This window comes from Streptomyces sp. NRRL WC-3618 (assembly GCF_001280005.1).
Lineage (GTDB): Bacteria > Actinomycetota > Actinomycetes > Streptomycetales > Streptomycetaceae > Streptomyces.
The window spans coordinates 20,826-46,730 of the sequence record NZ_LGDW01000426.1; the positions used below are offsets into that span (position 1 = coordinate 20,826).

Consider the following 25,905-nt stretch of genomic DNA (forward strand, 5'->3'; position numbering starts at 1 on the left):
TCCGGGGCCGGGTCCGTCTCACGCCTCGGGGAACGGCACCACGCTCAGGTGGCTCGCCGAGCGCCGCGGACGGCGTGGTCCACGCGGTACGTCCGCCGGACGCCCCGGCTCGCGGAGCACCAGCGTCAGCCTCGTATAGCCCATGTCCTCAAGGGCGTTGGGGGTCTCGCTCACGATACGACAGGTCGTGGCGCCCCAGCGCGGGTCGGGGTGCAGCAGCGGGCGTACGGCCCCGTCCTGCTGGACGGCCGCCGCGCCGACCGACCGGATCCAGTGCGGCAGTCCCTGCCGGTAGGCCGCCTCCATGATCGGGTCCTGGGCGATGTCCCGGCGGATGGACTGGAGGCCGCGGTCCGCCGCGTGCCGTTCCACGGCGGCGGCGAACTGGGCGAGCATCGGCAGGCACCAGCTCGACTCGTGTTCGCCGAGGACCGTGCCCGCGTCCGGATGGAAGAGGACGAACCGCAGGAAGTTGTCGCCCGGCATGGCGGTGGGATGTGGGCCGACAGTACGGAAAAGTGTCTCGAACGCGGTGTTGGCGAGGACCACGTCCCACCGGTGGTCGAGGACGACCGACGGGAAGGACACGGCCTCCAGGAGTGTGGCGTAGTCCCGTAGATACGCCTGGGCCTCGGGACTCTCGGGGACGGGTCGCGGCGCCGGCCGCTGCCCACCTGCCTGGTATGCCATCGGGAGGTCACCCCTCTTGCTCATGCGGCCTTCACGCGGCGCCCTGATCCTGCTGCCCCGCTACAAGCCGTGTCAACTATCGTGGCATTTCATGCCTGTTGACGGCTGAATCTGGCCACAGATGTGGCGAGAGCTGGATGTGAGTTCGAACAACCCGCTACTCTCTCCGGGCAGTTCACAGCAACAGCGATGACGTACACGAAGAAGACGTAGGAGACCTGTCGGTGACGGATGGCTACGAGGTTCCGGGCGCCACGGCGACGGTTCTGCTGTCCGCGGTTGTGACCCGCGTCACCGCACTCGCGGACCGCCTCGGCGTGGCGCACGCCGAGGTCTTCCACACCGGGCGTCTCTCCATCGCGTCCGGTGTCCCGGAGAGCGTCGTGAAGGCGCTGCTGGGCGGCCAGAGCGCCGGCGAGCCCGACCTCCAGGCCCGTTTCCTTCAGCGGCTGGGCCTGCTGCGGCGTACCCGGCTCAAGCCGAACGGCCGCAAGTACACACAGCAGGAGATCGCCGACGGCGCCGGGATGTCCCGCCAGCAGGCGGGCGCCCTCATCAACGGCGACCGGCGCCCCACGATGGAGCACTGCGACGCCATCCAGCGCTTCTTCAGAGTGCACGCCGGATTCCTCACCGCCGAGGATCCCGAGGCCCTCGCGAGCGCTCTGCGGACTTCCGAACAAGAGCTTCTCCAGCAGCTCGCCGACCGTGAGCGCGAGGCGGCGAAAGCCGCCCACGACCCGCTGGAGCGGCTGCTGCAGGACCACGGCGTCCGGGGGATCGCCTGGCGGGCCGCGCAGCTGCCCTCCGACCAGCACCGCGACAAGGTCGCCGAGTGGCTGGACATGCTTCTGGAGAGCGTCAAGCGGCCGGAGTCGTGATCCGAGGGATGACTGTGAACATCGGCAAGGCAATGCGCCGCCTGTGCGGCGAGCTGGTGACCGAGCTGAAGCTTCCGGCACCCGCGGAACCCACTGACCTCTACGCCGCGCTGTGCGCCGCCATGAGCAGGCGCCGCGGCCGGCCCGTGCTGTTCCGGGCGGCCCCTTTCCCGCCCGGCACGGCCAGCGGACTGTGGCTCGACATGGCCGACCAGGATCTCATCGTGATCGAGGAACGCACCGCGCCCGACCACCAGTTGGTGATCCTGGGCCACGAGTTGTGGCACATGCAGGCCGGGCACTGCGGCCACCACGTCGAGGGCGCCGCGGTCGCCGCCCGGCTGCTCCACGACACCGCGGACCTCCAGGCCACGGTCCACAAGGTGGCCGCCCGGACCCGCTCCGACCTCGCGGACGAACAGGAAGCCGAGAGCTTCGGCCTGCTGCTGGCCAGCAAGTGCCGTACGTGGCTCGCCGGTTCGGCGCACCGGCCGGTGGGGCGGGACCAGCTCGCCGGCCGGATCGAGGCCTCCCTGGGCTATCGCTGGCCACGGAGCTGAGGGAGCGCCCGGCGTGAACGACTCCAGCTACTACGTTCCGTCCGCCGCGATGGCGATCGTCCTTCTCCTCAAGGGCCGGGCGGCACTGCGCGCCTGGCGCGACCCGTTGCTGCGGTCGGTGTACTCGCTGCTCCTGCTGTCCGTGCTCGTGTTCTTCTTCGCGGCCCCGCCGACCATCTCCTGGGTCAACCGCGTCACCGGCGTCCCGAACATCTCGGCGCCGCTCGTGTACTGCCTGCTGAGTGCCTTCAGCGCCTCGTGTCTGGTGCTGATCATCAACTGGCGCGGCGGCCCGCCCGAGACCACCCGGCGCGCCTCACGCCGCTGGATCGCCGGGTACGCCGTGGTGATCGTGGCGACGGCCACGCTGTTCGCCCTCGGCGACGCGTCCGAGCAGCGCCTGCGCGACTTCGACACGCACTACGCCGACACGCCGTTCATCCGCGAGATGATCGTGCTGTACCTCGTCGCCCTCACGCTCTCGAACATCGCGATGAACGCGGTCTGCTGGCCGTGGGCGCTGCAGGTGCGCGGCTGGCTGCGGGTGGGGCTGCTCGTCATCACGGTCGGTTTCTCCTGCAACATCACCTTCGCGGCCACCAAGCTGACAGCCGTCGTCACCCGCTGGAACGGCGGGAACCTCGACTACCTGAGCACGTATGTCGCCCCCGCTATGGCCGCCGCGGCGGAGGTCATCACCGCGGTCGGCTTCTGCATCCCCCTGGCCTGCCAGCGCGTCGGGGACACGTGGAGCACCTGGTCGACGTACCGCCGGCTCAACCCGCTGTGGCGGGAGCTCGCCCCGCTGTCGGAGCACGGCGACCGCACGGTCCGGATCGGCTGGTGGTCGCCGGTCGAACTCCTGGTCACCCAACGGGAGTCCGACATCCACGACGGCATGCTCAGCCTGTACCCGTACTTCGACCCTGCCGTCCGGGCCCGGGCCTACGACGCGGCCGGCGCCGCGGGCTCCTCCCCCGACGTCGCCCGGGCCGAGGCGGACGCGGCCATGGTGACGGCGGCGCTCCGGGCCCGGGCGGCGGACCCGGAGGGCAGGGTCATCAGCGCGGCGACGGAGAACAGCGGTCCGCCGGCGGCTGCCGGGGGCCCGCGCGACCTGGTCGCCATGTCCCACGCCCTGCGCTGCTCTCCGGTGGTGGCGGCGGTGCGCGAGGGAGCGATGCCCTGGGCCGGGGACGAACCTACGTCGCGCTTCGCTCACTGACCTCCCGCAGATCCCGTTCCACCACCTGCCCGGGCCGCCCGTCGACCAGCAGCTCCCGCCAGTGCTCCCGACTCCACGCCGCCGGCGCGCTCCCCCCGGTGAACTCCTCCACCAGGGCGACGAACCGCGCCGGATCGCTGTGGAACGGAAAGTGCCCCGCCCCCTCGAAGATCTCCAGCCGGCTGCCCGGCATCGCCTCGTGCGCCCCGTACGCGTGCCGTACCGGCACCACGCTGTCCCGGTCCCCCCACAGCAGCATCGTCGGCATGCCCTCGGTGAGATAGCACCGGTCGAGCATCGTCACGACCTGTCCCCGCCAGTCGACCACCGCACGCAGCGTACGGATGAAGGCGTTGCGGGAGGTCTCGTCGGGCAGCGCGTCGACGAGGGTGAGGAAGTCGGGGGCGTCCTGCCCGAGATCGGTGTCCAGCAGCTCCAACAGGCGTACGACGAGCCCCACCTGGAGCCGCATCCCCGGCAACCGCAGCGCGGACAGCGCGAGATGCGCGCCGGGCAGCGAGGCCGCCCGCAGGACGGGGTTGACCTCGCGGCCCACGCCGCCCGTGCTGACCAGGATGAGCCGCTCGGTGCGTTCGGGGAACTGGTAGGCGAACTGCATCGCCACCCCACCGCCGAGGGAGTGTCCGACGAGCGTCGCGGACTCGATGCCGAGGGTGGTGAGCAGGTCGCGCACACCGTTGGCGTAGGCGGCCACCGAGTAGTCGGCGCGCGGCTTGTCGGAGGCGCCGTGGCCGAGCAGGTCGGGGGCGATCACCGTGTGGTTGCGGGCGAGGTCGGGGATCAGCTCGGCCCAGGTCGCCGAGGAGTCGCCGATACCGTGGATGAGGACGAGCGCGGGGCCCTCGCCGGCCATCCGGAAGGCCCGGCGGTACCCGTGCACGACGCGGTACCGCAGTTCCAGCTCGTCGTCGCCCACCGACCGCAGCCGTACGGCGCGTGCCGGTCCGTGACGCGGGATGTCCGTCACATCGCTCGCCTCCCCGTTTCCTGTGCGCTGAACTCCTTGCCGAAAGCCCTTTCCCCCAGCGTAGAACCCCATTCCCACGAGGGGTTTCGAGGAGGTTTCGGCTCCGCTAAGCGGGCGAACCGACGTGGGCGGAAAGGGGATTGTCAGTGGTGGGCGGCAAGCTTGGAGACGCAGGGATGAGCAGAGATGACGCCGACATGGGGAGAGCCGTCCGATGCCGACCGCCGTACTGACCGACCGTGAGCGCACCGCAGTCCAGGCCTACTTGCGGCTGCTGCACACCGTCCGCGCAGCCTTCGACGTGGCGCCGGGCAGCCGCCGGCCGCCCGTGGTGCCGCCCGCCGTCCTCGCGGAGGCGGAGGCGGCCCTGTCCCAGGCGGGCCTGACCGGCAACGAGGAGAGGTTCTTCCAGTTGCTCAGACAGGCTGGTGCGGCACGCTGACCGCCGTGCCCAGCAGCCCGCGCCGCACGGTCCACAGCCCGTCGAAGGACCCGAGCACCCGTCCGTCGACGACCGGTCCGGGCACCAGCAGCCGGGCCCGGAACGTTCCGTGCGGATGCGGGCCGGAGGCGGCCGTGAACGCGATCTCGGCCTCGGAGAAGTCCAGCCACCGACCGGTGAGCGGGAACCACGCCTTGTAGACCGACTCCTTGGCGCTGAACAGCAGCCGGTCCCAGTGCACAGGGTTCCCGTACCCGCCCGCGCTGTCCGTCGCCAGTGCGCGCAGGTGTGCCCGCTCCACGGGCAGGGACACGGAGTCGAGGATCCCCGCGGGCAGCGGCTCGTGGGGTTCGGCGTCGATGCCGATCGAGGCCAGGTCGGCGGCCCGGACCAGCGCGGCGGCGCAGTAGTCCTCGCAGTGGGTCATGCTGCCGACCAGGCCGGCCGGCCACTGCGGGGCGCCCCGCTCGCCGGGCAGCACGGGCTGCGGCGGCACGCCGAGCTTCTCCATGGCCCGGCGGGCACACGCGCGCGCGAGAGTGAACTCGTGGACGCGCTTGGGTACCGCCTGGGCCACGATCTCCTGTTCCTCGGGATACAGCGTCGCACCCCAGAGATCGCCCACGGCCGTCTCGTCGCCGTGTGCCTCCACGGCCACCACTGTGGCCGGAAGCAGTTCCTCGATCATCGGGGTCCGACCTCCATCGGCAGTACGCGGCGCAGCTTTCCCGGCTCTCCCGGTCGCTTGCGCCATTCACGGGGGTAGCCCACCGACACCTCTTCGAAGCGGACACCCTCGTGCCAGGTGGTGCGCGGGATGTGCAGATGACCGTAGACCATGGTCGCGACACGGAACCGGCGGTGCCAGTCGGCGGTCAGCGTGGTGCCGCACCACATGGCGAACTCGGGGTGCCAGAGCACGTCCATGGGGTGCCGGTCCAGCGGATAGTGGTTGACGAGCACCGTCGGCAGGTCCTCGGGCAGCTCGGCGAGCCGCCGCTCGGTGTCGGCCACCCGGGCCCGGCACCAGGCCTCGCGGGTGGGATAGGGGTCGGGGTGCAGGAGGTACTCGTCGGTGCAGACGATGCCGGTGCTGTGCGCGTACGCCAGCCCCTCCTCCTTGGTCGCGGAGCCCTTCGGCAGGAAGGAGTAGTCGTAGAGGAGGAACAGCGGCGCGACGACCACGGGGCCGCCGGGGCCCTCCCACACGGGGTACGGGTCCTCGGGCGTCGTCACCCCCAGCTCACGGCACAGCTCGACCAGGTGGTCGTAGCGGGCGACGCCGCGCAGGGTGACCGGGTCCGAGGGGTGGGTCCACAGCTCGTGGTTTCCGGGCGCCCAGATCACCTTGCGGAACCGGCCGGCGAGGGTTTCCAGGACCCAGCGGATGTCGGCCACGTTCTCCGACACGTCGCCGGCGACCAGGAGCCAGTCGTCGTCGGTTTCCGGGCGCATTCGTTCGACCAGGGCGCGGTTCGCCGGGTAGCCGATGTGGAGATCACTGATCGCCAGCAGTTGTCCGGCACCGCCGGCCGTCGTCTCCACTCCTGCCCCTTCCGCATCCGAACTCCGCCTCCGCGGGCGCACGTTCGGACCCACAAGAACACATCATCGGCAGCCGGACAAGTACGGCTGTCCACCGTCCGGTAACCCTCTTGGAGCAGCTCACCGGGCGGGTCGAAGATCATTACAGGGGGCCACGGTTGGTGCGCAAGGCAACACACGGCGTACTGCTGTCAATTCCGTAACACGCGCGTAGCAGGAACTGCGTCCGCGGAGCCTTATGATCGCCTCAACACTTCTGCCAGAAACCCGGTTCGCACCCGGCGGCTTGTCGTGTTCCCAACTCTTCCCTGGCCGGGCTCGGCCTTGCTGCGCCGTGCCCGTGAACCCTGAAAGGTGGCCCTGCATGGTCTCTCGCGTACGCGTCTGGCTGAACCGCACGTACGCGGAGAACGTGTTCTTCATGGAACAGCTGCGGAGAAATCCCAGCGACCGCGCGGTCGAGATCCATGCCACCCACGGGGACGCCGACTCGCCCGTCCTGGCCGCCGCCGACACCGCCGCCATGGAGCCCGAGGGCCTGTCCCCCGCCGCGTACGTGGAGTACGCGCTCGACCAGTGCGACCGCCGTGAGATCGACGTGTTCGTGCCGCGTCTGCACCAGGACGCGATCGTCGGGCACCGCGCGGACTTCGAGGCCGTGGGCACCAAGCTGCTCGCGCCGACGCCGGAGGCGGTGGCCGTCTTCCAGGACAAGGCGACCGCGTACCAGGCCGTCGCAGCGGTCGGTGTTCCGGTGCCGCCGTGGTGGCGGGTGCGCAGCGCCGACGAACTCCTCGTCGCCGTCGAGCAGTTGGAGGCCGACGGCCACAAGGCGTGCTTCAAGCCGGCGGCGGGCGCGGGCGGGGTGGGCTTCCGGGTGATCACGCGCGCCCCCTTCTCGATGTCGCACCTCAACGGATTCCCCTCCCCCTACGTCCAGTTGGACATGGTCCTCGACGTCCTGCGGAACACGGACGAGGACGTCGACTGGCTGGTGATGCCCCGTCTGGAGCAGCCGGAGGTGTCCGTCGACTGCCTCACCGGCCCCGACTCGCGCATCCGGATGGCGATCGGCCGCACCAAGAACGGCCGGCGCCGCGGCTTCACCCTCGACGAGGCCTGGCTGGAGCCCGCGCGGCTCATCGCCGAGGGCTTCGGGCTGCACCACCTGAGCAACATCCAGTTCCGGATGTACGAGGACCGGCCGGTGCTGATGGACGTCAACACGCGTCCGGCCGGAGGCCTGCACCAGCTCTCCCTGTGCGGTGTCAACGCCCCTTGGGCGGCAGTGCAGTTGGCGCTCGGTGAGGACCCGGGCGACCTGGTGCCGCCGTTCCTCGGCCAGGACTACGCGGTGATCTCCGCGCCGCGCCAGGTGCGCACGGTCTCGGCCCCCGCGGACGAGGTCCCAACGCCCACACTGCCCGTCGTACCGCCGACGGCAGCCGTAGAGGAACCGGTCACGGAAGCGACGGCGGAGGCATCAGCGGGAGCAACGGCGGCAGCCACCGCGTAAGAGCCCAAACGAAGCCCCCTGCCCCGGGTCGCGTGATCACGCGACCCGGGGCAGGGGGCTTTCGGCATGCCCCCCGCGCCCCAAAGGGGCGCGGGGAACTGCGCGACCAGCCCCCACCGGACCCGCAGCCGAAGACCTACCCGGCGGAGCCGACAGCAAGCCGCAGCGTCTGCACCTCGAACGGCCGCAACGTCACCGGCACCGAGTCACCGTCAGTCGCCGCCTCGGACAGCGGCCGCTCCAGCAGGTCGGTGATCTTGGCGCCCGCCAGCGGGAACCCGGTGCACAGCGCACCCTCCGCCCGCCCGCCGCGCGACTCGTAGAGCCGGACGACGACGTCGCCGGACGCGTCGTCGGCGAGCTTCACCGCCTCGATCGTCACCCCGTCGCCGTCCGCCCACACCACCGGCTCCGGCGCGCCCGCGGCGTCCGCGACCCGCAGCGGCAGGTTGAGGGAGTAGCCCTCGGCGACCGCGTCCTCGATACTCGCGCCGGGCAGCAGCGAGTAGGTGAAGCGGTGCTTGCCCTGGTCGGCGCCGGGGTCGGGGATACGCGGGGCGCGCACCAGCGACAGGCGGACCGTGGTCGTCGTACCGCCGTCCTCGCGGACCGTGCGGGACACGTCGTGGCCGTACGTCGAGTCGTTGAGGACGGCGACGCCGTAGCCGGGCTCGGCGAGGTGCACCCAGCGGTGGCCGGAGACCTCGAAGCGGGCCGACTCCCAGGTGGTGTTGGTGTGCGTGGGCCGCTGGACGTGGCCGAACTGGATCTCCGCACTGGAGTGCGCCGCACGGATGTCCACCGGGAAGGCCGCCTTGAGGATCTTCTCGGCCTCGTGCCAGTCGATCTCCGTCTCGAAGTCGATCCGGGGGCTGCCGGCCCGGACGGTGATCGTCTGGACGATCTTCGAGCCCTTGCCGAAGGCGCGCTCCACGCGGATGGCGCCGAGGAGCGGGTCCTCGTCGGTCACCGTGACGGAGGTCGTCTCCAGCAGGTCGGTGTAGCGGTTCTGGTAGTGCTTGTCGATGTCCCAGGCGTCCCAGTAGTTCGGGAGGTCGGTGTGCAGACGGAGCAGGTTGCCCTTGTCGGCGAGGACTTCACGGTTCGCCTTCAGGTCGCGGACCGAGGCCAGCGTGCCGTCCTCGGCGACCTCCACCCGTACGAGCCCGTTGTCGAGGATCCGTGCCGAGGCGATCGTCACCGGCTGCGGGGGCTCCGCGACGGACAGCTGGGCGCTGCCGCTCGCCGGGACCTCCACGTACATGGGGACGCCCGTCGAGGTGCGGACCACTTCGGACCGGTCGTACGGGCTCGTGTTGAAGGCACGGGACTCGCCGCCGCCGAGCGCGGCCACCGCCTCGGCGGTGAGCGCCTCCAACTCCTCGGCCACACGCGCGTATTCGGCCTCCGCCTCGCGGTGCACCCAGGCGATCGACGAGCCCGGCAGGATGTCGTGGAACTGGTGGAGCAGCACCGTCTTCCAGAGACGGTCCAGGTGTTCGTACGGGTATGCGTAGCCCGGCGCGTGCAGGGCGGCCGTCGTGGCCCACAACTCGGCCTCGCGCAGCCGGTGTTCGCTGCGCCGGTTGCCCTGCTTGGTGCGCGCCTGGGAGGTGTACGTGGCCCGGTGCAGCTCCAGGTACAGCTCGCCGACCCAGACCGGGGCGTCCGGGTACTCCTCGCGGGCCTTGGCGAAGAACTCGTCGGGGTGCTCGATCTCGACGGTCGCCGAACCTTCCAAGTCGGCCAGCCTGCGCGCCCGTTCCATGATCTCGCGGGTGGGGCCGCCGCCGCCGTCGCCCCAGCCGAAGGGGGCCAGCGAGCGGTTCGCGACGCCCTTCTCCTGGTAGTTGCGGGTCGCGCGGGACATCTCCTCGCCGCTGAAGCGGGCGTTGTAGGTGTCGACCGGCGGGAAGTGGGTGAAGATGCGGGTGCCGTCGATGCCCTCCCACCAGAAGGTGTGGTGGGGGAACTTGTTGGTCTGGTTCCAGGAGATCTTCTGGGTGAGGAACCACTCGTTGCCGGCGAGCTTGGCGAGCTGCGGGTAGGCCGCCGTGTAGCCGAACGAGTCGGGCAGCCACACGCCCTTGGTCTCGACGCCGAAGTGCTCGATGAAGAACCGCTTGCCGTGGATGAGCTGGCGGGCCATCGCCTCACCGCCGGGCAGGTTGCCGTCGGCCTCGACCCACATGCCGCCGACCGGCGCCCACTGGCCCTTCTTGACCGACTCCTGGATGCGCGCCCACACCTTGGGGTAGTTGTCGCGCACCCACTCGTACTGCTGGGCCTGCGAGCAGGCGAAGATGAAGTCCTCGTACTCGTCGGCGAGCGAGGTGACGTTGGAGAAGGTGCGGGACGTCTTGCGCTTCGTCTCGCGGATCGGCCACAGCCACGCCGAGTCGATGTGCGCGTGGCCGACGCCCGAGATCTTGTGCGCGCTGGCGTTGGCGGGCTTGGCCAGCGTGGGCGCCAGGGCCGCTCGTACCGCCGCCGCCGATCCGGCCACGTCGTCCAGGTCGAGGAGGTCGAGGGCGCGGTCCAGGGCGTGGGTGATCTCGTGGCGGCGCGGGTCGTGTTCGCCGAGCTCCAGCATCAGTTCGCGCAGTACCTGGACGTCGAGGTCGAGGTGGAAGACCTCCTCGTCGAGGATGGCGAGGTCGGCGCGCTCGAAGGTGTAGAGCGGCTTGTCACCGGCGGTGAGGATGTCACCCATGGGGGTGATCTTGGAGAAGTTGGCGGCGAGGATGTCCGGGTTGGAGGCCGCCTCGACGAGGTAGTCGATCTCCTCGCCGCCCGTCGCCGGGTTGGCGATCGGCACGTACTGGTTGAGCGGGTTGACCGCCTTCAGCGGGGTGCCGTCGGTGAGGTGGACCAGGGCCTCGGCCTGGCTGCCGGGCCAGTCGCCGACGAAGCCGAGGTCGATGACCGCCTCGACGCGCCGGCCGGCCCACTCGGCGGGCACCCGGCCGCGCATCCGGAACCAGGTGGTGCCCCAGGGCGGGCCCCAGGGGGTGTCCATGGCGAAGGGCGCGTAGGTCGCGGCCGCCGCCTCCTCGAAGGAGACCGGCTCGCCCGGCGCCTGCCAGGCTTCGACCGCGAGGGGAGCGGTGGCCGCGTAGATCGCCGCCTTGATCCGCTGGTCGTGGAGGCGCTGGACGCGCTCCTCGATCCGCCGGCGTTCGTCGTGCATGAGAAGTCTCCAGACCAGATGTGAGCAGCAGATTCAAGCAGACCAGATATAAGCAGACCGGATACGAGCGGACCGGCAGCGGGAAAGCGCTTACTTAAGGTACGCCAGACCGGGGTGGACCGCGGTGTATCCGTCGACCAGCCTGCGGGCCACGTTCACGGAGTCGACGAGCGGGTGCAGCGCGAACGCCTTGACCGCCGTCGCGCGGGAGCCGGACTCGGCGGCGGCGAGCACCTCGCGTTCGACCGCCTTGACCGAGCAGACCAGCCCGGAGGCGTGGTCGGGCAGCGGGTCGACGGTGACGGGGTGGGCGCCGTTGGCGTCGACCAGGCAGGGCACCTCGATGACGGCCTCGGCATCGAGCACCGAGAGCGTCCTGCGGTTGCGCACGTTGAGGATCAGGGTGGTGCGCTCGTCGCGCGCGATGGCCCGCATCAGGGCGAGGGCGACCTTCTCGTACCCCCCGGACAGGTCGTCGGCGTCGCGTTCACCGGCGCCCGCCGTCTCCCGGGCCTCGGCCATGTAGGTCGCCTCGCGCTCGGCGCGGGTGCGGTCCCAGGCGGTGAGGGCGGCGGCGTCCGGCCGCTTCATCTCGTCGTAGAAGCCGGCCTGCTGGTCGCGCAGGAAGGCGCCGCGGGTCTTCTCGGCCTGGCTGTAGGCGCGTACGGCCTCGCGGTTGAAGTAGTAGTAGTGCAGATACTCGTTCGGGATGGCGCCCAGCGACTGGAGCCAGTCGGTGCCGAAGAGCTTGCCCTCCTCGAACGAGCCGAGGAGGTCGGGGTCGGCGAGCAGGCGCGGGAGTTCGTCGCGGCCGTTGATCCGCAGCCCGCGCACCCAGCCGAGGTGGTTGAGGCCGACGTAGTCGATCCACGCCTCGCCGGGGTTCGCGCCGAGCACCCGGGCGATACGGCGGCCCAGGCCCACCGGGGAGTCGCAGATGCCGATGACCCGGTCGCCGAGGTGGCGGGACATGGCCTCGGTGACCAGACCGGCCGGGTTGGTGAAGTTGATGACCCAGGCGTCGGGGGCGACCCGCGCGACGCGCCGCGCGATGTTCTCGGCCACCGGGACCGTGCGCAGCCCGTAGGCGATGCCGCCCGCGCCGACCGTCTCCTGGCCGAGGACACCCTCGGCCAGCGCCACCCGCTCGTCGTTCGCCCTGCCCTCCAGGCCGCCGACGCGGATCGCGGAGAACACGAAGTCGGCGCCGGTGAGCGCCTCGTCGAGGTCGGTCGTGGCGCTCACCTCGGGGGCGTCGCTCACCCCCGTCGCCTGCTCGGCCAGGACCCGGGTGACCGCGGAGAGGCGGTCCGCGTCCAGGTCGTGCAGGACGACACGAGTCACCCGGCCCTCGGCGTGGTCGCCCAGGAGCGCCCCGTACACGAGCGGTACACGGAATCCGCCGCCGCCCAGAATCGTCAGCTTCAAGATTGCACCTTTCCTGCCGTGATGACCTGCACCCCGGCCTCCTGCAGAGAGGACTGCGTCGCCGGGTCCACCGGCGCGTTCGTCACCACCATGTCCAGGTCTCCCGGCCCGCAGACCTTCGCCATGCCCGTGCCGGGGAACTTCGCGCGGTCCGCGAGCAGGGCGACCCGGTCGGCGGACTTGATCATCGCGCGCTTGACCGGTACCTCGACGACCGTGGTGTCCATCACCTGGCCGCCGGGCCGGACGCCGCTGGTGCCGAGGAAGAGCCAGTCGGCGTGCAGCTGGCGCAGGTTGTCCTCGGTGAGGAAGCCGACCAGGGAACGGTACTCGCGCCTGACCATGCCGCCGAGGAGCACCAGTTCGATGCCCTCGTCGTCCACGAGTTCCTCGAAGACCACCAGGTTGCTGGTGATCACCGTGAGCCGGCGGCCGTGCAGCTGCCGGGCCAGCCGGTAGGCGGTGGTGCCGATGTCGAGCAGCACGGACTGTCCGTCCTCGACGAGTGAGGCGGCCTTGACGGCTATCGCGTCCTTCTCGGCGACGCGCACCTCGGCGACCTCGGCGAAGGGCTGGTCGCCCTCCTCGACCACGGCGCCGCCGTGCACCCGGGTGAGCAGGCCCTCTTCCTCGAGTCGCAGCAGGTCACGCCGGATTGTGGCGGGGCTCACGCCCAGTTGCTCGGAGAGATCGGTCACGGCCGCGGGGCCACCCGAGCGCAGGGCCCGCAGGATGAGTTGATGTCGTCGTTCTGCCAGCACGCGCTGAACAGTACTCGTCATCTTCAATCATTTCCATGCTTGCTTCTGCTCGACTCTTGCCAAATCTTCCGAAGGCGCGCACGATTCCGGTCATCAAATTGGCGGGTTTTGACGAGAGGATGCACGCGTGGACGACGATCGGCCCGATGTGCTGCTGACCGGGCTGCTCTTCTTCGACCTCGTCCTCACCGGCCTGGGCAAGCCCCCGACGCCCGGCGAGGAAATCTGGACATCGGGGATGGGCACCAGCCCCGGCGGGATCGCGAACCTCGCCGTGGCCGCCGCCCGGTACGGACTGCGGACCTCGCTGGCCACGGTCTTCGGCGACGACGCGTACGGCGCCCACTGCCGAAGCGTCCTCGCGGGCCAGGAGGGCGTCGACCTCTCGCTCTCGCGCACCGCGGACGACTGGCACACCCCCGTCACCGTCTCGCTCGCCTACGCCGGCGACCGCGCCCTGATCACCCACGGGCAGCCGCCCCCGTACTCCCAGGACACCCTGCTGGGCGACCCGCCCGAGGCGCGCACCGCCCTGGTGCACATCGAGGCCGAGCCCCACCGTTGGCTGGCCAAGGCGGCGGCGAACGGCACGCAGATCTACGCGGACGTCGGCTGGGACCCCACCCAGGTGTGGTCCTCCGACCTGCTCGACCAGCTCACCCTGTGCCACGCCTTCCTCCCCAACGAGACCGAGGCGATGGCGTACACGCGCACGGACACCGCCATCGCCGCGCTGGGCACCCTCAGCGAGCTGGTCCCGGTGGCCGTCGTCACCCGTGGCGGGGCCGGCGCGGTCGCCGTGGACCAGACGACGGGCGAGTACGCCGACGTCCCGGCGCTGCCCGTGGACGTCGTGGACTCGACGGGCGCCGGTGACGTGTTCGGCGCCAGCTTCGTCGCCGCCTCGCTCGGCGGCTGGCCGCTGGAGGAGCGGCTGCGGTTCGCCGTACTGGCCGCCTCCCTGTCCGTACGGGAGCACGGCGGGGCGCTGGCCGCACCGGGCTGGTACCACGTCCACCGCTGGTGGCACACGCTCGACGACCCCGAACTGCGGCGCGCCTACGGCTTCCTGGCCGACCGGCTGCCGGCCGATCCGGGACCGCCGGTGCGGTTCGCGCCCGTCACACCCTGAGACCCGCATCCCCACACAGATCCGAAAGGCGGTGGGAGCTGTGCGGCTCTCACGAAGAGGCCTGCTGCGCGCGGGCCTGGCCGGCACGGCCGCCACGGCGCTCGGCGGCCTGGCGACCGGCTGCGCCGTTCCGACCGGCTCCACCGGGCGCGACATGGTCCTCTGGTACTGGAGCGGCGGTCTGAGCGACACCGTCGTCAAGAACGCCAAGGCCCGCTTCGACAGCTCGGTCGACCTGCGGGCCATCCAGATCGGCGGCCAGTACCGCTCCAAGCTGATCACCACCATCACCGGCCAGGCCCACATACCCGACATCGCGGGGCTCAAGGGCGAGGACATGGCCGCCTACCTGCCGAACGCGGACCAGTTCGTCGATCTGCGGACGCTGGGCGCGGAGCGGTACAAGAGCCGGTACCTGCCCTGGAAATGGGATCAGGGCGTCGCCGACGACGGCACGATGGTCGGCTTCCCGATCGACTGCGGGCCGGTCGCGCACTTCTACCAGTACGACGTGTTCCGCGAGGCGGGGCTGCCGTACGAGCCCGACGATGTGTCGAAGGAGTTGAACACCTGGGAGAACTACTTCGCCGCGGGTGAGCGGCTCAAGAAGCGGATCCCGGGGACCATGCTCCTCACCGACGTCAACTCCGTGTTCGAGAACGTCGTACAGCAGGGCTCCAAGCGGTACGTCGACAAGGACCGTCACTTCATCGGCGACCAGGAGCATGTGCGCCGGGCCTGGGCGCTCGCCGTGGAAGCGAAGCGGCGCGGGATCGTCTCGGACCTGGTCAGCGGCACCCCGGACCAGTTGTCGGCCATCGGGGAAGGCAAGCTGCCGAGCCAACTGAACGCCTCCTGGGCCAGCTTCGACATCAAGAACGGCGTGCCCAAGACCAAGGGCAGATGGCGGGTGGCGCAGATGCCCGTGCGGCCCGCCAACAACGGCGGCTCGTTCCTGTCGGTCACCAAGGCCTGCCGGGAGCCCGAGCGGGCGTTCAGGATCATCACCTGGATCCTCGACGCGGCCAACCAGGCCCAGGGTTACGTCGACGCGGGTCTCTTCCCGTCCACGCCCGCCTCCTACGGTCTGAAACAGATGCGGGAGCCCGACCCCTTCTTCGGCGGTCAGGTCACCACCGACGTCTTCGGACCCGCCGCGCAGAAGATCGTGGTCGCCTACAACAGCCCGTACGACATCGCGCTCGGGACCCCCATCAAGGACGAGATCAAGAACGTCGGCGTCCTCGGCAAGGACCCGGAGAAGGCCTGGAGTGACGCCATGGGCAAGTGCCGCCGGATCGCGAAGCACCTGGGGGTGAGCTACTGATGGCGGTCATCGAGCGAACGCGGCCTGTGGTGACGCAGCCCGCCCCGGTCGGGCCGAAGAGGGGCCTGCGCAAGTACTGGCACCTCTACGCCGCGATCTCCCCCTTCTATCTGATCTTCCTCGGCTTCGGCCTGTTCCCGGTCGGCTTCTCGCTCTATCTGTCCTTCCACCGGTGGGACGGCCTCGGCCCGATGGAGTGGGCCGGGCTCTCGCAGTACCAATACCTGCTGAGCGACAGCGACTTCTGGAACTCGATCGGCAACACGATCATCATCTGGGCGCTGGCCACCTTCCCCATGATCCTGCTGGCGATGGTCACGGCCGTGATGCTCAATTCCGCGGTCCGGTTCAAGAGCTGGTACCGCGTCGCGTACTTCCTGCCGAACGTCACCTCGGTCGTCGCGATCGCGATCGTCTTCGGCTCGATCTTCTCCACCAACAACGGTGTGGTGAACGCCGTCCTGCACGGCGTGGGCATCGACCAGGTGGCCTGGCTGAACACGCCGTGGGGCATCAAGGTCACCATCGCGGCGCTGATGACCTGGCAGTGGACCGGCTACAACGCCATCATCTTCCTCGCCGGCCTCCAGACCATCCCGGGCGAGCTGTACGAGGCGGCGCGCATGGACGGCGCCGGTCCGATCCAGACCTTCTTCCGGATCACGCTGCCGCTGCTGCGGCCCACGCTGCTGTTCGTGCTCGTCGTCTCGACGGTCACGGGCCTGCAGAGCTTCTCCGAGCCACAGGTCCTGCTCCAGACGTCGTCCAACGACTCGACGTTCGCGGGCGGTCCCGGCCACTCGGGCCAGACGATGGTCCTCTACTTCTTCCAGCAGACCTTCGACAACAACGACTTCGGGTACGGAGCCGCGGTGGCGTGGGGCATCTTCCTCGTCGTCGTCCTCTTCTCGATCATCAACTGGCGCCTCGTGCGGCGCCGGGGCGACTAGGAAGGGCGCGCCTCATGGCATCCATCAAGGGGTCCCGCCGCAGAGGGATCGCGCTGCACCTGCCGCTGATCATCGGCACGCTGATCTCGGCCTTCCCGTTCTACTGGGCCGTGATCATGTCGACGCACAGCTCGTCGGAGATCTTCTCGTACCCGCCGAAGCTGCTGCCCGGCACGCACTTCCTGGAGAACGTCCGTAATCTGTTCGACGCCATCGACTTCTTCGGGTCGATGGGAAACTCGCTGCTGGTCGCGGTGTCGGTGACCTTCCTGGTCCTGCTCTTCGACTCGCTGGCGGCGTTCGTCTTCGCCAAGTTCGAGTTCCCCGGCAAGGGTGTGCTGTTCGGGCTGCTCATGGTCATCTTCATGGTCCCGGCGCAGCTGTCGGTCATCCCGCAGTTCGTCGTCATGGCGAAGATCGGCTGGATCGGCTCGATGACCGCGCTGATCGTGCCGGCCGCCGCCAACGCCTTCGGCATCTTCTGGATGCGCCAGTACATGAAGACGGCCATCCACGACGAGCTGCTCGACGCCGCCACGCTCGACGGCGCGAACTTCCTGCGCCAGTACTGGCACGTGGCGCTGCCGGTGGTCCGCCCCGGTCTCGCCTTCCTCGGCATCTTCACCTTCATGGGCCAGTGGAACGACTTCGCCTGGCCCCTGATCTCCCTCACCAACCCCGACAACGTGACCCTCCAGGTCGCGCTGTCCCAGCTCAACGGCACCCACGGCACCACCGACTACGGCATCGTGATGACCGGCGCGCTGCTCGCCCTCGTCCCCCTGCTGATCGTGTTCGCGATCGGCGCCAAGCAGATCATCGGCGACCTCGCGAAGGGAGCGGTGCGCGGATGACAAGCGATCCGCTGCTGACTCTGCGCCCCTGGGAGTCACCCGAGGTGACTTCCTGGGGGCGGCTGTCCATGAACGCCGTCGACCGGCGTGCCGGGGCCCTCTGTCTGGACGGCGACTGGCGCTTCCAGCTGCTGCCGAACCCCATGGCCGAAGTGGGCGACGACTGGTCCTCGGCCCGGGTCCCCGGCGCCTGGACCCTCCAAGACACCACCGACCTGCCCTGGTACACCAACGTCCGGATGCCGTGGCCCGACATCCCGCCCGGGTCACCGGCGGCCAACCCGACGGGCGTGTACGAGCGTGAGTTCGACGTTCCGGCCGAGTGGGCGGGCCGGCGGATCGTGCTCCAGGTGGGCGCCGCCGAGAGCGTGCTGCTCGTGCACGTCGACGGGCGGCCGGTGGGCATCTCCAAGGACTCCCATCTGGCGGCCGAGTTCGACCTCTCCGACGTCGTACGGCCGGGCGGGTCCGCGACGGTGCGGCTGACGGTCGTCAAGTGGTCCGACGCCACGCACATCGAGGACCAGGACCAGTGGTGGCACGGCGGCATCACGCGTTCGGTGCTCCTGTACGCGACGGACCCGCTGTACCTCGCGGACATCACCGTGCGGGCGCCGGCCTCCGGTGAGCTGCGGGTCGACTGCCGGGTGCGGGACGCGGGGGGCGCGCTGCCCGAGGGGTGGTACGTCACCGGCGAGATCGACGGGCGACTCCTCGTCCAGGACGCCGAGTTCGATCGCGCCAACGCCGAGGACGACCGCGTCTCCGACTTCCTCGGCGAGCCCCGGCTGAGCGGGCGCGTGTCCGACGTACGCACCTGGACCGCCGAGACGCCCGAGCTGTACGACCTGACCGTCCGGCTGCACCGCGCGGACAACACGGTCGCCGACACCTCGCGGCGGCGGATCGGCTTCCGGGACGTCGAGATCGTCGGCCGGGATCTGCTGGTCAACGGAGAGCGGATCTACGTCCGGGGCGTCAACCGGCACGACTTCCATCCGCTGACCGGCCGGACCGTGTCGTACGACGACATGCGCGCCGATCTCGTCCTGCTGAAGCGGTTCGGGTTCAACGCGATCCGCACCGCGCACTATCCGAACGACCCGGCGCTGTACGACCTCGCCGACGAGCTCGGTCTCTACGTGGTCGACGAGGCGGACATCGAGTCGCACGACCACGCCCACGAGATCGCCGACGACCCCCGCTATCTGAACGCCTTCGTGGACCGGGTCTCGCGGATGGTCCTGCGGGACAAGAACCACCCGTCGGTCATCATCTGGTCGCTGGGCAACGAGTCCGACTACGGGGCGAACCACGACGCGGCGGCGGGCTGGCTGCGCCGGCACGATCCGACCCGGCCGCTCCAGTACGAGGGCGCGGCCAAGCTGGGCTGGGCGGATCCGGCGGTCGCCTCCGACATCGCGTGTCCGATGTACGCGGCGCTGGAGGACTGTGTCGCGCACGCCCTGTCCGGTGAGCAGACCAAGCCGCTCATCCAGTGCGAGTACTCGCACGCCATGGGCAACAGCAACGGCACGCTGGCGGACCACTGGGCCGCCATCGAGTCAACTCCAGGACTTCAGGGCGGGTTCATCTGGGAGTTCTGGGACCACGGAATCCTTCAGTCCGTGAACAGCGGCAGACCGGTCGGGCGCGTGGGCGCCGGGCTCTATGACAACGGTGTCGCCGCCCCCGGCATGCGCTGGGCCTACGGCGGCGACTTCGGCGAGACACCCCACGACGGTGCTTTCATCGCCGACGGTGTCGTCTTCCCCGACCGCACCCCCAAGCCCGTCATGTACGAACACCGGGAGATCGCGGCTCCGGTGCGCCTGGAGGTCTTCCGGCACGAGGGGCCCGTGATCGCCAACCACCAGTCCTTCCGGGGCCTGGACTGGCTCGCGGCCACCTGGGAACTGGCGCTCGCGGACGGCCGTACCCTCACCGCGCCCGCCGAACTGCCGGATCTGCGCCCCGGCGAGACGGCGGCCGTGCCGCTGCCGATCGAGCTGCCGGCGGACGGCGGCGAGGCCTGGCTGACCCTGCGGGTGACGACGGCCGGCGACGAGGCGTGGGCTCCGCGCGGCACCGAGGTCTGCCTGCCCCAACTGCTGTTGCGGGCCGCGCCGGACGCGTCGGAGGCGGCGGTCGCGGGACCGCCCGTCAAGGTCGACGCGGACGGGCTGCTGGTCCACCCGCTGCTGACGTCCGCGCCCACGCTGTCCCTGTGGCGGGCCCCGACCGACAACGACGAGCTGGGCGGAACAGCGGCCCGCTGGCGGGCCTGGGGCCTCGACCATCTCGTACGCCAGGCCGTGGACGTGCGGCGCGACGGCGGAGGCGTGACCGTGCTCGCCGAGTACGCCGGGAACGCGGGCGTCATCCGCCACGAGCAGGTGTTCACGCCGGTGCGGGGCGGCATCCGCGTCGAGGAGAGCGTGGAACTGCCGGACGCGTACGCCGATGTGGCGCGCGTGGGTTCCGTGTTCGAGACGGTGTCCGGGCTCGACCTGCTGGAGTGGTTCGGGCAGGGCCCCTGGGAGTCCTATCCGGACCGTGCCGCCAAGGCGCCCGTCGGGCATCACTCGGCATCCGTGGACTCCCTGTTCACCCCTTATCTGCGTCCGCAGGAGAGCGGTGGACGGCACGGTGTACGACAGTTCAGGCTGTCGGCGCCGGACGCCACCGGGCTCGCGGTCGTACTGGACCGGCCGCGCCAGGTCTCCGTGACCCGGTTCCGCGCCGAGGACCTGACCGCCGCCACGCACCACGACCAGCTGAGGCCACGGCCCGGCTGTGTGGTGCACATCGACGCGGCACACCGGGGGCTCGGCACGGCGTCGTGCGGGCCCGACACCTTCCCCTCCTATCTCCTTCAGCCGGGCACCCACCGCTGGGCCTGGACTCTTCGCACGCTCTAGGGCCTGTCGTCACATTCCCGTCGTCCGCCCGCAGGGCGGGCCCGGAGGCGTCAGGTGCGTGCTCTCGGCGTGCCGGGCGCAGGCCCTCGTACTGGTTGTACGTGGGTCTGTGCCCGGTGCGGCGAGAGCACGTGCATGGCGCCTCCGGGCAGACGGGAATGTGACGACAGGTCCTGGCCTCCCCCCCCCACACACACACCGCCTCTCACCTCACAAAACCTCTTACGGAGTCAGTTGTGTGCACCTCGCACGAGTCCGGGCACGAGCCTGCCCTCGAAGCACCTCAGGCGGGCGCCGGACGGCGTACCTTCCTGCGGGCGACCGCGCTGATCGGAGCGGCGGCCACCACGTCCGTCGCCCTGCCGACGGCCGCCGATGCCCTGACGGACACGGCACGTACCTCATGGCGGCCCAACACCGAGAGCCGCCGGTTCACGCTCGCCGTGATGCCCGACACCCAGTACCTCTTCGACGGGCCGAGCATCGACAAGGCGCCCGTCGAGGCGTCCCTGCGCTATCTGCTGGAGCACGGGCGGGACGAGAACATCGTGTTCCTGTCCCACCTGGGCGACCTCACGCAGAACGGCGCGGCGCCGGAGATCGCCGCGATCGGTGAGGCGTTCCGGCTCCTCGACCGGCGGGGCGTCGGCTACAGCGTCCTCGCGGGCAACCACGACGTGAGGTCCTCCACCACCGACCAGCGGGGCGCCTCCCCCTACCTCGACGTGTTCGGGCCGGAGCGGTTCAAGGAGAAGCGGACCTTCGGCGGGGCGTCGGCGGACGGCTACAACACCTTCCATGTGTTCCGGGCGGCCGGGCGGGAGTGGCTGGCCCTCGCGCTGGACTGGCGGCTGTCGGACAAGGGGTACGCGTGGGCGAAGGGCGTCCTGGCGAAGCACCCGACCCTGCCGGTGATCCTCACGACACACGAGCTGGTCGCCGAGGACGACTCGCTGTCGGAGTACGGGCAGCAGCTGTGGGACCGGCTGATCGCCGACCACGACCAGATCTTCCTCACCCTGAACGGGCACTACTGGCCCGCCGGCCGGGCGACGCGCAAGAACGCTGCGGGGCATGACGTCGAGCTGCATCTGACGAACTACCAGAACCGGTACTTCGGCGGCGCGGCCATGATCCGCCTCTACCGTTTCGACCTCGACCGCAACACCGTCGACGTGGAGACGGTCTCCCCGTGGATCCTGGGCCGGGCCGCGAAGGGGATCAACGAGCTGGAGCGGCAGGAGATCGAACTGAGCGGCGACGCCGACCGGTTCTCCGTCGACATCGACTTCGCCGAGCGCTTCGCCGGCTTCGCCCCGGTGCCCGCGCGTCCCGCCCGTCCGGCGTCGAAGATGGTGATCCCGGGCACGGTGGCCTACTGGCGCTTCGACGGGCAGACGGACGGGGCCGCCCTTACCGGCACGGTCCGTGACCGGTCCGGCCACGGCAACGATCTCACCCTGGTGTCGGTCGGCGGCGGCACGCTGAACTGGTCCAGCGACCATCACCCGGACCAGCCCGGCCACGGCAGCCTCGACTTCAACGGCTTCAAGTCGCCGCTGAAGGGCGCCTATCTGCGCACGGTCGACGGCGCGCCCCTCAACTCGGCCACGTTCAGGGCCGGTTACACCATCGAGGCGTTCTACCGGCTGCCCGCCGACTGGGACCCCTCGCACCATGCCTGGGCCGGAGTGGTCAGCCGTACCGGTACGGGCGGCGCCGCGGGCAAGACGGGCGACGACCCGGACGAGCCGCTCGCCACGCTGTCCCTGTCCAACGACCGTGAGCCCCAGTGGGCCATGCGGCCGCTCAACCAGCAGGGCATCGCCACCAACTGGGGCCAGGAGACACCGCTGGAGACCTGGTGGCACCTCGCCGTCGTCAACGACGGCAGGCACACCACGCTGTACGTCCAGGGCTGCCCGGTCGTCCGCAATCCGAAGCCGGCCTCGATCGGCATCACCTCGGTGGGGCTGCCGTGGCTGCTCGGCGGCTACGAGTACGCGGGGAAGATCGACCAGATCCTGCACGCCCGCCTCGGCGATGTGCGGATCGTCGAACGGGCGCTGCCTGTCAGCGCGTTCATGAACCACTGACCCACACCGTCAGGCTCCGCCAGGCCGCCAGGACTCCACGACTCCCCGACTTCCGGATCCCAAGGAACCCACAGACCATGACAGAGCAGCAGCTGCCCGCCTGGGCAGACCCCACCGTCTCCCCCGCCGGCCTCGACGCCCAGGGCGTCTCCCGTCGTCAACTCCTGTACCGCGCGGGCCTGTTCGGCGCTGCCTTCGCCGCCGGACCGCTGGCGACGCCCGCCGCCGCGGTCGGCCCGCGCCGGCTCGGCGGCCACGACCCGCGCCTCGCCTACCTGGTCGGCGACCATCACATCCACACCGTCTACAGCCACGACGCCAAGTACACGTTCTCCCAACTGGCGGCGGCGGGCGAGAAGTTCGGCCTCGACTGGATGGTGTTCACCGAGCACTCCAACTTCGGGCACGCCCAGTACGGCGCCCCGATGGAGCACGCCGAGATCCTCGAGGCGCGGGCGGAGAACCCGCGTCAGCTGATCTTCCAGGGCCTCGAGTGGTACATCCCCGGCGCCGAGCACTGCACGGTCTTCTCGCCGCCCGGCCCCCACGAGGTCGACCTGCTCACCCAGTTCGAGAGCGCCTACGACGGCAAGCTCCTCGGCTACACCGACGGCTCGGCCGGCGGCGCGAACACCGCCCGCAACGAGGCGCACGCGGTCAAGGGCATCCAGTGGCTGGCCGAGCAGCGCCGCACCGGATACGTCGACGACGTGCTTGTCCTCGCCAACCACCCGATGCGCCTGGGCATCGACTCCCCGCACGAGATGCGGGCCTGGCGGGACGCGGCCCCCGAGATCATGATCGGCATGGAGGGCGCGCCCGGCGCCCAGGGTGCCGCCATCCCCGGCTGGCGCGGGGCGACCTCGATCCGCGGCGAGTACGAGAACAAGCCCTCGGCGCAGTCCTGGCAGGGCTACCCGGCGGACGGGTATCTGACGTACGGCGGCTTCGACTGGGCGACCGCGACGGTCGGTGGTCTGTGGGACTCGATGCTGGCAGAAGGCAGCCTGTTCTCGATCACCACGAACTCCGACGCGCACCGGATCGTCTTCGACACCTGGAAGAACGGCGACTGGCCGGCCGGGCGGAACTTCGACAACACCGGCAAGCTGCCCGACCCGGTGAACACCGACTCCCCGCAGCCCGGCAGCGACTTCTGGCCCGGCCAGTTCAGCCGCACCCACGTGGGCGTCACCCACCACGGCTACCGCGCGGTGATGGCGGGTATGCGCGCGGGCCGGGTCTGGCTGGACCACGGTCATCTGCTGGACGGGCTCGACGTACGGCTGACGCGTGACTGCGACTTCGGCCGGGGTGTCACGCTGGGCGGCCGGCTCCGCGTCCGCAAGGGCGAGAAGCTCACGCTGAACATCACCGTGACCACCGCGTCCCGTCTCAACCCCCAGGGCATCCTGCCCGAGTTGGCGCACGTCGACGTGATCCGGGGCGCGGTGCGCGGTCCGGTCGCCGACCGGGACAGCTGGCAGGCGCCGGACACGAAGGTCGTGAAGTCGAAGGACGTGTCGGGGCGCACCGGGACGTACACCCTGCGCGTGCCGCTGACCGTGGGCGACGAGTCGTTCTACGTCCGGCTGCGCGGCAGCGACGGCAACCGGAACGGCGCCGGTTACCTCGGTGCCGCCATCGACCCGCACGGGCCGATCCCGCACACGCCCGGGAACGGTGACCCGTGGGCCGACACCTGGTTCTACTCCAACCCGGTGTTCGTCGACGTCGTGGGCCACTGACCGATCCGGCGTCAACTCCTGTCCCGCAGCGCGGTGTCCGCCTGTCGGGGGCGCTCGTACTCGGCGGCTGCGCCGGCGCGGGCGCCCCGACGCGCGGTGCACGCGGGCGGGCTCGGCCCAGGTCGGCGCCCTGGGCAGCGGTCAGGGGCCCGGCCTCCTGTGCGGACGGCTCTGGCACCCGGTTCCCGTGGATCAGGAACCCCGGCGCCCTGTGCGCCGGGGTGGCCGACCTGGCGTCCGCGCACCGGCGGCCACCGTCTGCTCGTACCGGCAGGTCACGGGCTGACGGACTGATCGACCGGGGCGTACCGTGGCCGCGTGACCACCGAGGAGTCGCTGCGACCGCAGTCCCTGATGCTGACGTTCCTGGGCGATCAGGTGCTCGGGCGTGACGTCTGTGTGTACTCGGGCAGCGTCATCGACGTGTTCTCGCGGGCGGGCGTCGGCGAGCAGGCGACCCGTTCGACGCTGACCCGGATGGTGACCCGCGGGCTGCTGCGCCGCCAGCGCGAGGGGCGCCGGATGCACTTCGGGCTGACCGGGCGTTCGGCGGCCGTCCTGGCGGACGGCGAGCGGCGCGTCTGGCACACCGGTGCGGTCAACCGGCGCTGGGACGGCACCTGGACCCTGCTCGGTTTCTCGCTCCCCGAGTCCTGGCAGCGCCAACGCCACGATCTGCGCTCGCAGTTGACGTGGAGCGGCTTCGGGCCGCTGTTGGGCGGCCTGTGGATCGCGCCGGGCGAGGTCGACGTGTCGGCCCTGGTCGCCGAACTCGGCCTGGCCGCCCACGTGAAGGTGTTCCGGGCGCACGCCGACCTGGGGCTGGACATCGGCGCGATGATCGAGGAGACCTGGGAGCTGGCCGAACTGGCCGCGCGTTACAAGGCGTTCGTACGGCGGTGGCAGCCGTGGGAGACGGAGCTGCCGGAGCCGGACGACGCCCTCTCCCTGCGCCTCGTCCTCCAGGCGGAGTGGCTGGGGATCATCCGCCGCGATCCGCGCCTGCCGGTCGGGCATCTTCCGGACGACTGGCCCGCGGAACAGGCCGAGAAGACGTTCCGTGCGGTGCACGAATGGCTGGCGCCGCTCGCACGGGACGCTTCGGAACGCCTTCTCGACCTCGTGCCTGTGCGCGAGGATCCGGCGGATCCCAGGGATCAGGCGTAGAAACGCGACAGGCTCTGCAGCACCGCCGCCGGCTTGGGCGCGCCCTCGATCTCGATCGTGCCGTCCACGGTGATCTGCACGCCGCCCGGCACGTCCTCGACATCGGCCAGCCTGCCGACCAGGCGGATCTTCGAGCCGACCTTCACGGGCGAGGGGAAACGCACCTTGTTGAGGCCGTAGTTGACCTTCGTGGTGACGCCCTGGACGTCCAGCAGCTCGGTGAAGAGCGGGATGAAGAGGGAGAGCGTGAGGTAGCCGTGGGCGATCGGGGCTCCGAAGGGGCCCTCGGCGGCCTTCTCCGGGTCCACGTGGATCCACTGGTGGTCGCCGGTCGCGTCGGCGAAGGTGTTGATGCGCTCCTGCGTGACCTCGATCCACTCGCTGGTGCCCAGGTCGCTGCCGGCGAGCTTCTTGAGTTCGTCGATGCCGTTGACCGTGATGCTCATATCGCGCTTCCTTAACTGGGAGTTGAGCCGGTAGTTGG

21 protein-coding genes are annotated in these 25,905 nt (G+C 70.5%); 13 read left to right on the plus strand and 8 right to left on the minus strand.

Annotation, left to right across the window (positions count from 1 at the left end):
• Positions 1 to 18 precede the first annotated feature (18 nt).
• Positions 19 to 690 (minus strand): hypothetical protein, encoded by a 672-nt coding sequence (locus ADL01_RS28115; protein WP_053744827.1) that lies wholly within the window; start codon positions 688 to 690, stop codon positions 19 to 21.
• 224 nt (positions 691 to 914) lie between these two features.
• Between ADL01_RS28115 and ADL01_RS28120 the strand changes: the two genes are divergently transcribed.
• Genes ADL01_RS28120 through ADL01_RS28130 form a run of 3 tightly spaced genes read left to right on the plus strand, consistent with a single transcriptional unit; the run spans position 915 to position 3,356 of the window.
• A complete protein-coding gene (locus ADL01_RS28120) occupies positions 915 to 1,571 on the plus strand; it encodes a helix-turn-helix domain-containing protein (protein WP_053744799.1) in 657 nt (218 codons plus the stop codon).
• Positions 1,572 to 1,603: 32 nt separating this feature from the next.
• On the plus strand, positions 1,604 to 2,131 hold the full coding sequence (locus tag ADL01_RS28125) for a hypothetical protein (protein ID WP_053744828.1): 528 nt from the start codon (positions 1,604 to 1,606) through the stop codon (positions 2,129 to 2,131).
• Positions 2,132 to 2,144: 13 nt separating this feature from the next.
• Positions 2,145 to 3,356, plus strand: coding sequence for an MAB_1171c family putative transporter (locus ADL01_RS28130; RefSeq protein WP_053744800.1), 1,212 nt, complete (start codon positions 2,145 to 2,147; stop codon positions 3,354 to 3,356).
• Here ADL01_RS28130 and ADL01_RS28135 read toward each other — a convergent pair.
• The gene (locus ADL01_RS28135) at positions 3,334 to 4,344 is read right to left on the minus strand and encodes an alpha/beta fold hydrolase (protein WP_053744801.1); all 1,011 of its coding nucleotides are present in this window, start codon (positions 4,342 to 4,344) and stop codon (positions 3,334 to 3,336) included. The genes ADL01_RS28130 and ADL01_RS28135 overlap by 23 nt on opposite strands.
• A 214-nt stretch (positions 4,345 to 4,558) precedes the next feature.
• Here ADL01_RS28135 and ADL01_RS28140 point away from each other — a divergent pair, with 214 nt between their 5' ends.
• On the plus strand, positions 4,559 to 4,786 hold the full coding sequence (locus tag ADL01_RS28140) for a hypothetical protein (protein WP_053744802.1): 228 nt from the start codon (positions 4,559 to 4,561) through the stop codon (positions 4,784 to 4,786).
• Here ADL01_RS28140 and ADL01_RS28145 read toward each other — a convergent pair.
• Together ADL01_RS28145 and ADL01_RS28150 are read right to left on the minus strand one after the other, a co-directional pair.
• Positions 4,761 to 5,474: a 4'-phosphopantetheinyl transferase family protein gene (locus ADL01_RS28145; RefSeq protein WP_053744803.1), complete on the minus strand. Its 714-nt coding sequence runs from the start codon at positions 5,472 to 5,474 to the stop codon at positions 4,761 to 4,763. The genes ADL01_RS28140 and ADL01_RS28145 overlap by 26 nt on opposite strands.
• Positions 5,471 to 6,331 (minus strand): metallophosphoesterase family protein, encoded by an 861-nt coding sequence (locus ADL01_RS28150; protein WP_053744804.1) that lies wholly within the window; start codon positions 6,329 to 6,331, stop codon positions 5,471 to 5,473. The genes ADL01_RS28145 and ADL01_RS28150 overlap by 4 nt, the downstream gene beginning before the upstream one ends.
• Before the next feature lie 364 nt (positions 6,332 to 6,695).
• Between ADL01_RS28150 and ADL01_RS28155 the strand changes: the two genes are divergently transcribed.
• On the plus strand, positions 6,696 to 7,847 hold the full coding sequence (locus ADL01_RS28155; RefSeq protein WP_053744805.1) for an ATP-grasp domain-containing protein: 1,152 nt from the start codon (positions 6,696 to 6,698) through the stop codon (positions 7,845 to 7,847).
• A 136-nt stretch (positions 7,848 to 7,983) separates the two neighbouring features.
• Here ADL01_RS28155 and ADL01_RS28160 read toward each other — a convergent pair whose 3' ends face one another.
• From ADL01_RS28160 to ADL01_RS28170, 3 genes are all read right to left on the minus strand, one after another.
• Positions 7,984 to 11,037 carry an alpha-mannosidase gene (locus ADL01_RS28160; RefSeq protein ID WP_053744806.1) on the minus strand — a complete coding sequence of 1,018 codons (3,054 nt, stop codon included), beginning with the start codon at positions 11,035 to 11,037 and terminating at the stop codon, positions 7,984 to 7,986.
• 90 nt (positions 11,038 to 11,127) lie between these two features.
• Positions 11,128 to 12,465, minus strand: coding sequence for a 6-phospho-beta-glucosidase (locus ADL01_RS28165; protein WP_053744807.1), 1,338 nt, complete (start codon positions 12,463 to 12,465; stop codon positions 11,128 to 11,130).
• The gene (locus ADL01_RS28170; protein ID WP_053744808.1) at positions 12,462 to 13,226 is read right to left on the minus strand and encodes a DeoR/GlpR family DNA-binding transcription regulator; all 765 of its coding nucleotides are present in this window, start codon (positions 13,224 to 13,226) and stop codon (positions 12,462 to 12,464) included. The genes ADL01_RS28165 and ADL01_RS28170 overlap by 4 nt, the downstream gene beginning before the upstream one ends.
• 127 nt (positions 13,227 to 13,353) lie before the next feature.
• Between ADL01_RS28170 and ADL01_RS28175 the strand changes: the two genes are divergently transcribed.
• The 8 genes from ADL01_RS28175 (at position 13,354) to ADL01_RS28210 (ending at position 25,421) form a co-directional block, all read left to right on the plus strand.
• Positions 13,354 to 14,358 (plus strand): carbohydrate kinase family protein, encoded by a 1,005-nt coding sequence (locus ADL01_RS28175; RefSeq protein ID WP_053744809.1) that lies wholly within the window; start codon positions 13,354 to 13,356, stop codon positions 14,356 to 14,358.
• A gap of 40 nt (positions 14,359 to 14,398) precedes the next feature.
• On the plus strand, positions 14,399 to 15,685 hold the full coding sequence (locus ADL01_RS28180) for an ABC transporter substrate-binding protein (RefSeq protein WP_053744810.1): 1,287 nt from the start codon (positions 14,399 to 14,401) through the stop codon (positions 15,683 to 15,685).
• Positions 15,685 to 16,635: a carbohydrate ABC transporter permease gene (locus ADL01_RS28185; protein WP_053744811.1), complete on the plus strand. Its 951-nt coding sequence runs from the start codon at positions 15,685 to 15,687 to the stop codon at positions 16,633 to 16,635. The genes ADL01_RS28180 and ADL01_RS28185 overlap by 1 nt, the downstream gene beginning before the upstream one ends.
• Before the next feature lie 14 nt (positions 16,636 to 16,649).
• Complete coding sequence (locus ADL01_RS28190) at positions 16,650 to 17,489, plus strand: carbohydrate ABC transporter permease (protein ID WP_053744812.1); 840 nt, start codon at positions 16,650 to 16,652, stop codon at positions 17,487 to 17,489.
• Positions 17,486 to 20,410, plus strand: a complete 2,925-nt coding sequence (locus tag ADL01_RS28195) for a glycoside hydrolase family 2 TIM barrel-domain containing protein (RefSeq protein WP_053744813.1) — start codon at positions 17,486 to 17,488, stop codon at positions 20,408 to 20,410. The genes ADL01_RS28190 and ADL01_RS28195 overlap by 4 nt, the downstream gene beginning before the upstream one ends.
• A gap of 236 nt (positions 20,411 to 20,646) precedes the next feature.
• The gene (locus ADL01_RS28200) at positions 20,647 to 22,506 is read left to right on the plus strand and encodes a LamG-like jellyroll fold domain-containing protein (protein WP_053744814.1); all 1,860 of its coding nucleotides are present in this window, start codon (positions 20,647 to 20,649) and stop codon (positions 22,504 to 22,506) included.
• Between the two features lie 77 nt (positions 22,507 to 22,583).
• The gene (locus ADL01_RS28205; RefSeq protein WP_053744815.1) at positions 22,584 to 24,254 is read left to right on the plus strand and encodes a PHP domain-containing protein; all 1,671 of its coding nucleotides are present in this window, start codon (positions 22,584 to 22,586) and stop codon (positions 24,252 to 24,254) included.
• 318 nt (positions 24,255 to 24,572) lie between these two features.
• Positions 24,573 to 25,421: a PaaX family transcriptional regulator C-terminal domain-containing protein gene (locus ADL01_RS28210; protein ID WP_078960798.1), complete on the plus strand. Its 849-nt coding sequence runs from the start codon at positions 24,573 to 24,575 to the stop codon at positions 25,419 to 25,421.
• Here the strand turns inward: ADL01_RS28210 and ADL01_RS28215 are convergent.
• A complete protein-coding gene (locus tag ADL01_RS28215) occupies positions 25,412 to 25,867 on the minus strand; it encodes a MaoC family dehydratase (RefSeq protein WP_053744816.1) in 456 nt (151 codons plus the stop codon). The two genes, ADL01_RS28210 and ADL01_RS28215, sit on opposite strands and share 10 nt — an antisense overlap.
• Positions 25,868 to 25,905 lie beyond the last annotated feature (38 nt).

Excerpts from the sequence above, each read along its gene's own strand:
- ADL01_RS28115 (WP_053744827.1), bottom strand. The coding sequence starts at position 690 with ATGGCATACCAGGCAGGTGGGCAGCGGCCGGCGCCGCGACCCGTCCCC.
- ADL01_RS28125 (WP_053744828.1), top strand. The coding sequence starts at position 1,604 with ATGCGCCGCCTGTGCGGCGAGCTGGTGACCGAGCTGAAGCTTCCGGCA.
- ADL01_RS28140 (WP_053744802.1), top strand. The coding sequence starts at position 4,559 with ATGCCGACCGCCGTACTGACCGACCGTGAGCGCACCGCAGTCCAGGCC.
- ADL01_RS28145 (WP_053744803.1), bottom strand. The coding sequence starts at position 5,474 with ATGATCGAGGAACTGCTTCCGGCCACAGTGGTGGCCGTGGAGGCACAC.
- ADL01_RS28155 (WP_053744805.1), top strand. The coding sequence starts at position 6,696 with ATGGTCTCTCGCGTACGCGTCTGGCTGAACCGCACGTACGCGGAGAAC.
- ADL01_RS28160 (WP_053744806.1), bottom strand. The coding sequence starts at position 11,037 with ATGCACGACGAACGCCGGCGGATCGAGGAGCGCGTCCAGCGCCTCCAC.
- ADL01_RS28185 (WP_053744811.1), top strand. The coding sequence starts at position 15,685 with ATGGCGGTCATCGAGCGAACGCGGCCTGTGGTGACGCAGCCCGCCCCG.
- ADL01_RS28190 (WP_053744812.1), top strand. The coding sequence starts at position 16,650 with ATGGCATCCATCAAGGGGTCCCGCCGCAGAGGGATCGCGCTGCACCTG.
- ADL01_RS28195 (WP_053744813.1), top strand. The coding sequence starts at position 17,486 with ATGACAAGCGATCCGCTGCTGACTCTGCGCCCCTGGGAGTCACCCGAG.
- ADL01_RS28205 (WP_053744815.1), top strand. The coding sequence starts at position 22,584 with ATGACAGAGCAGCAGCTGCCCGCCTGGGCAGACCCCACCGTCTCCCCC.
- ADL01_RS28215 (WP_053744816.1), bottom strand. The coding sequence starts at position 25,867 with ATGAGCATCACGGTCAACGGCATCGACGAACTCAAGAAGCTCGCCGGC.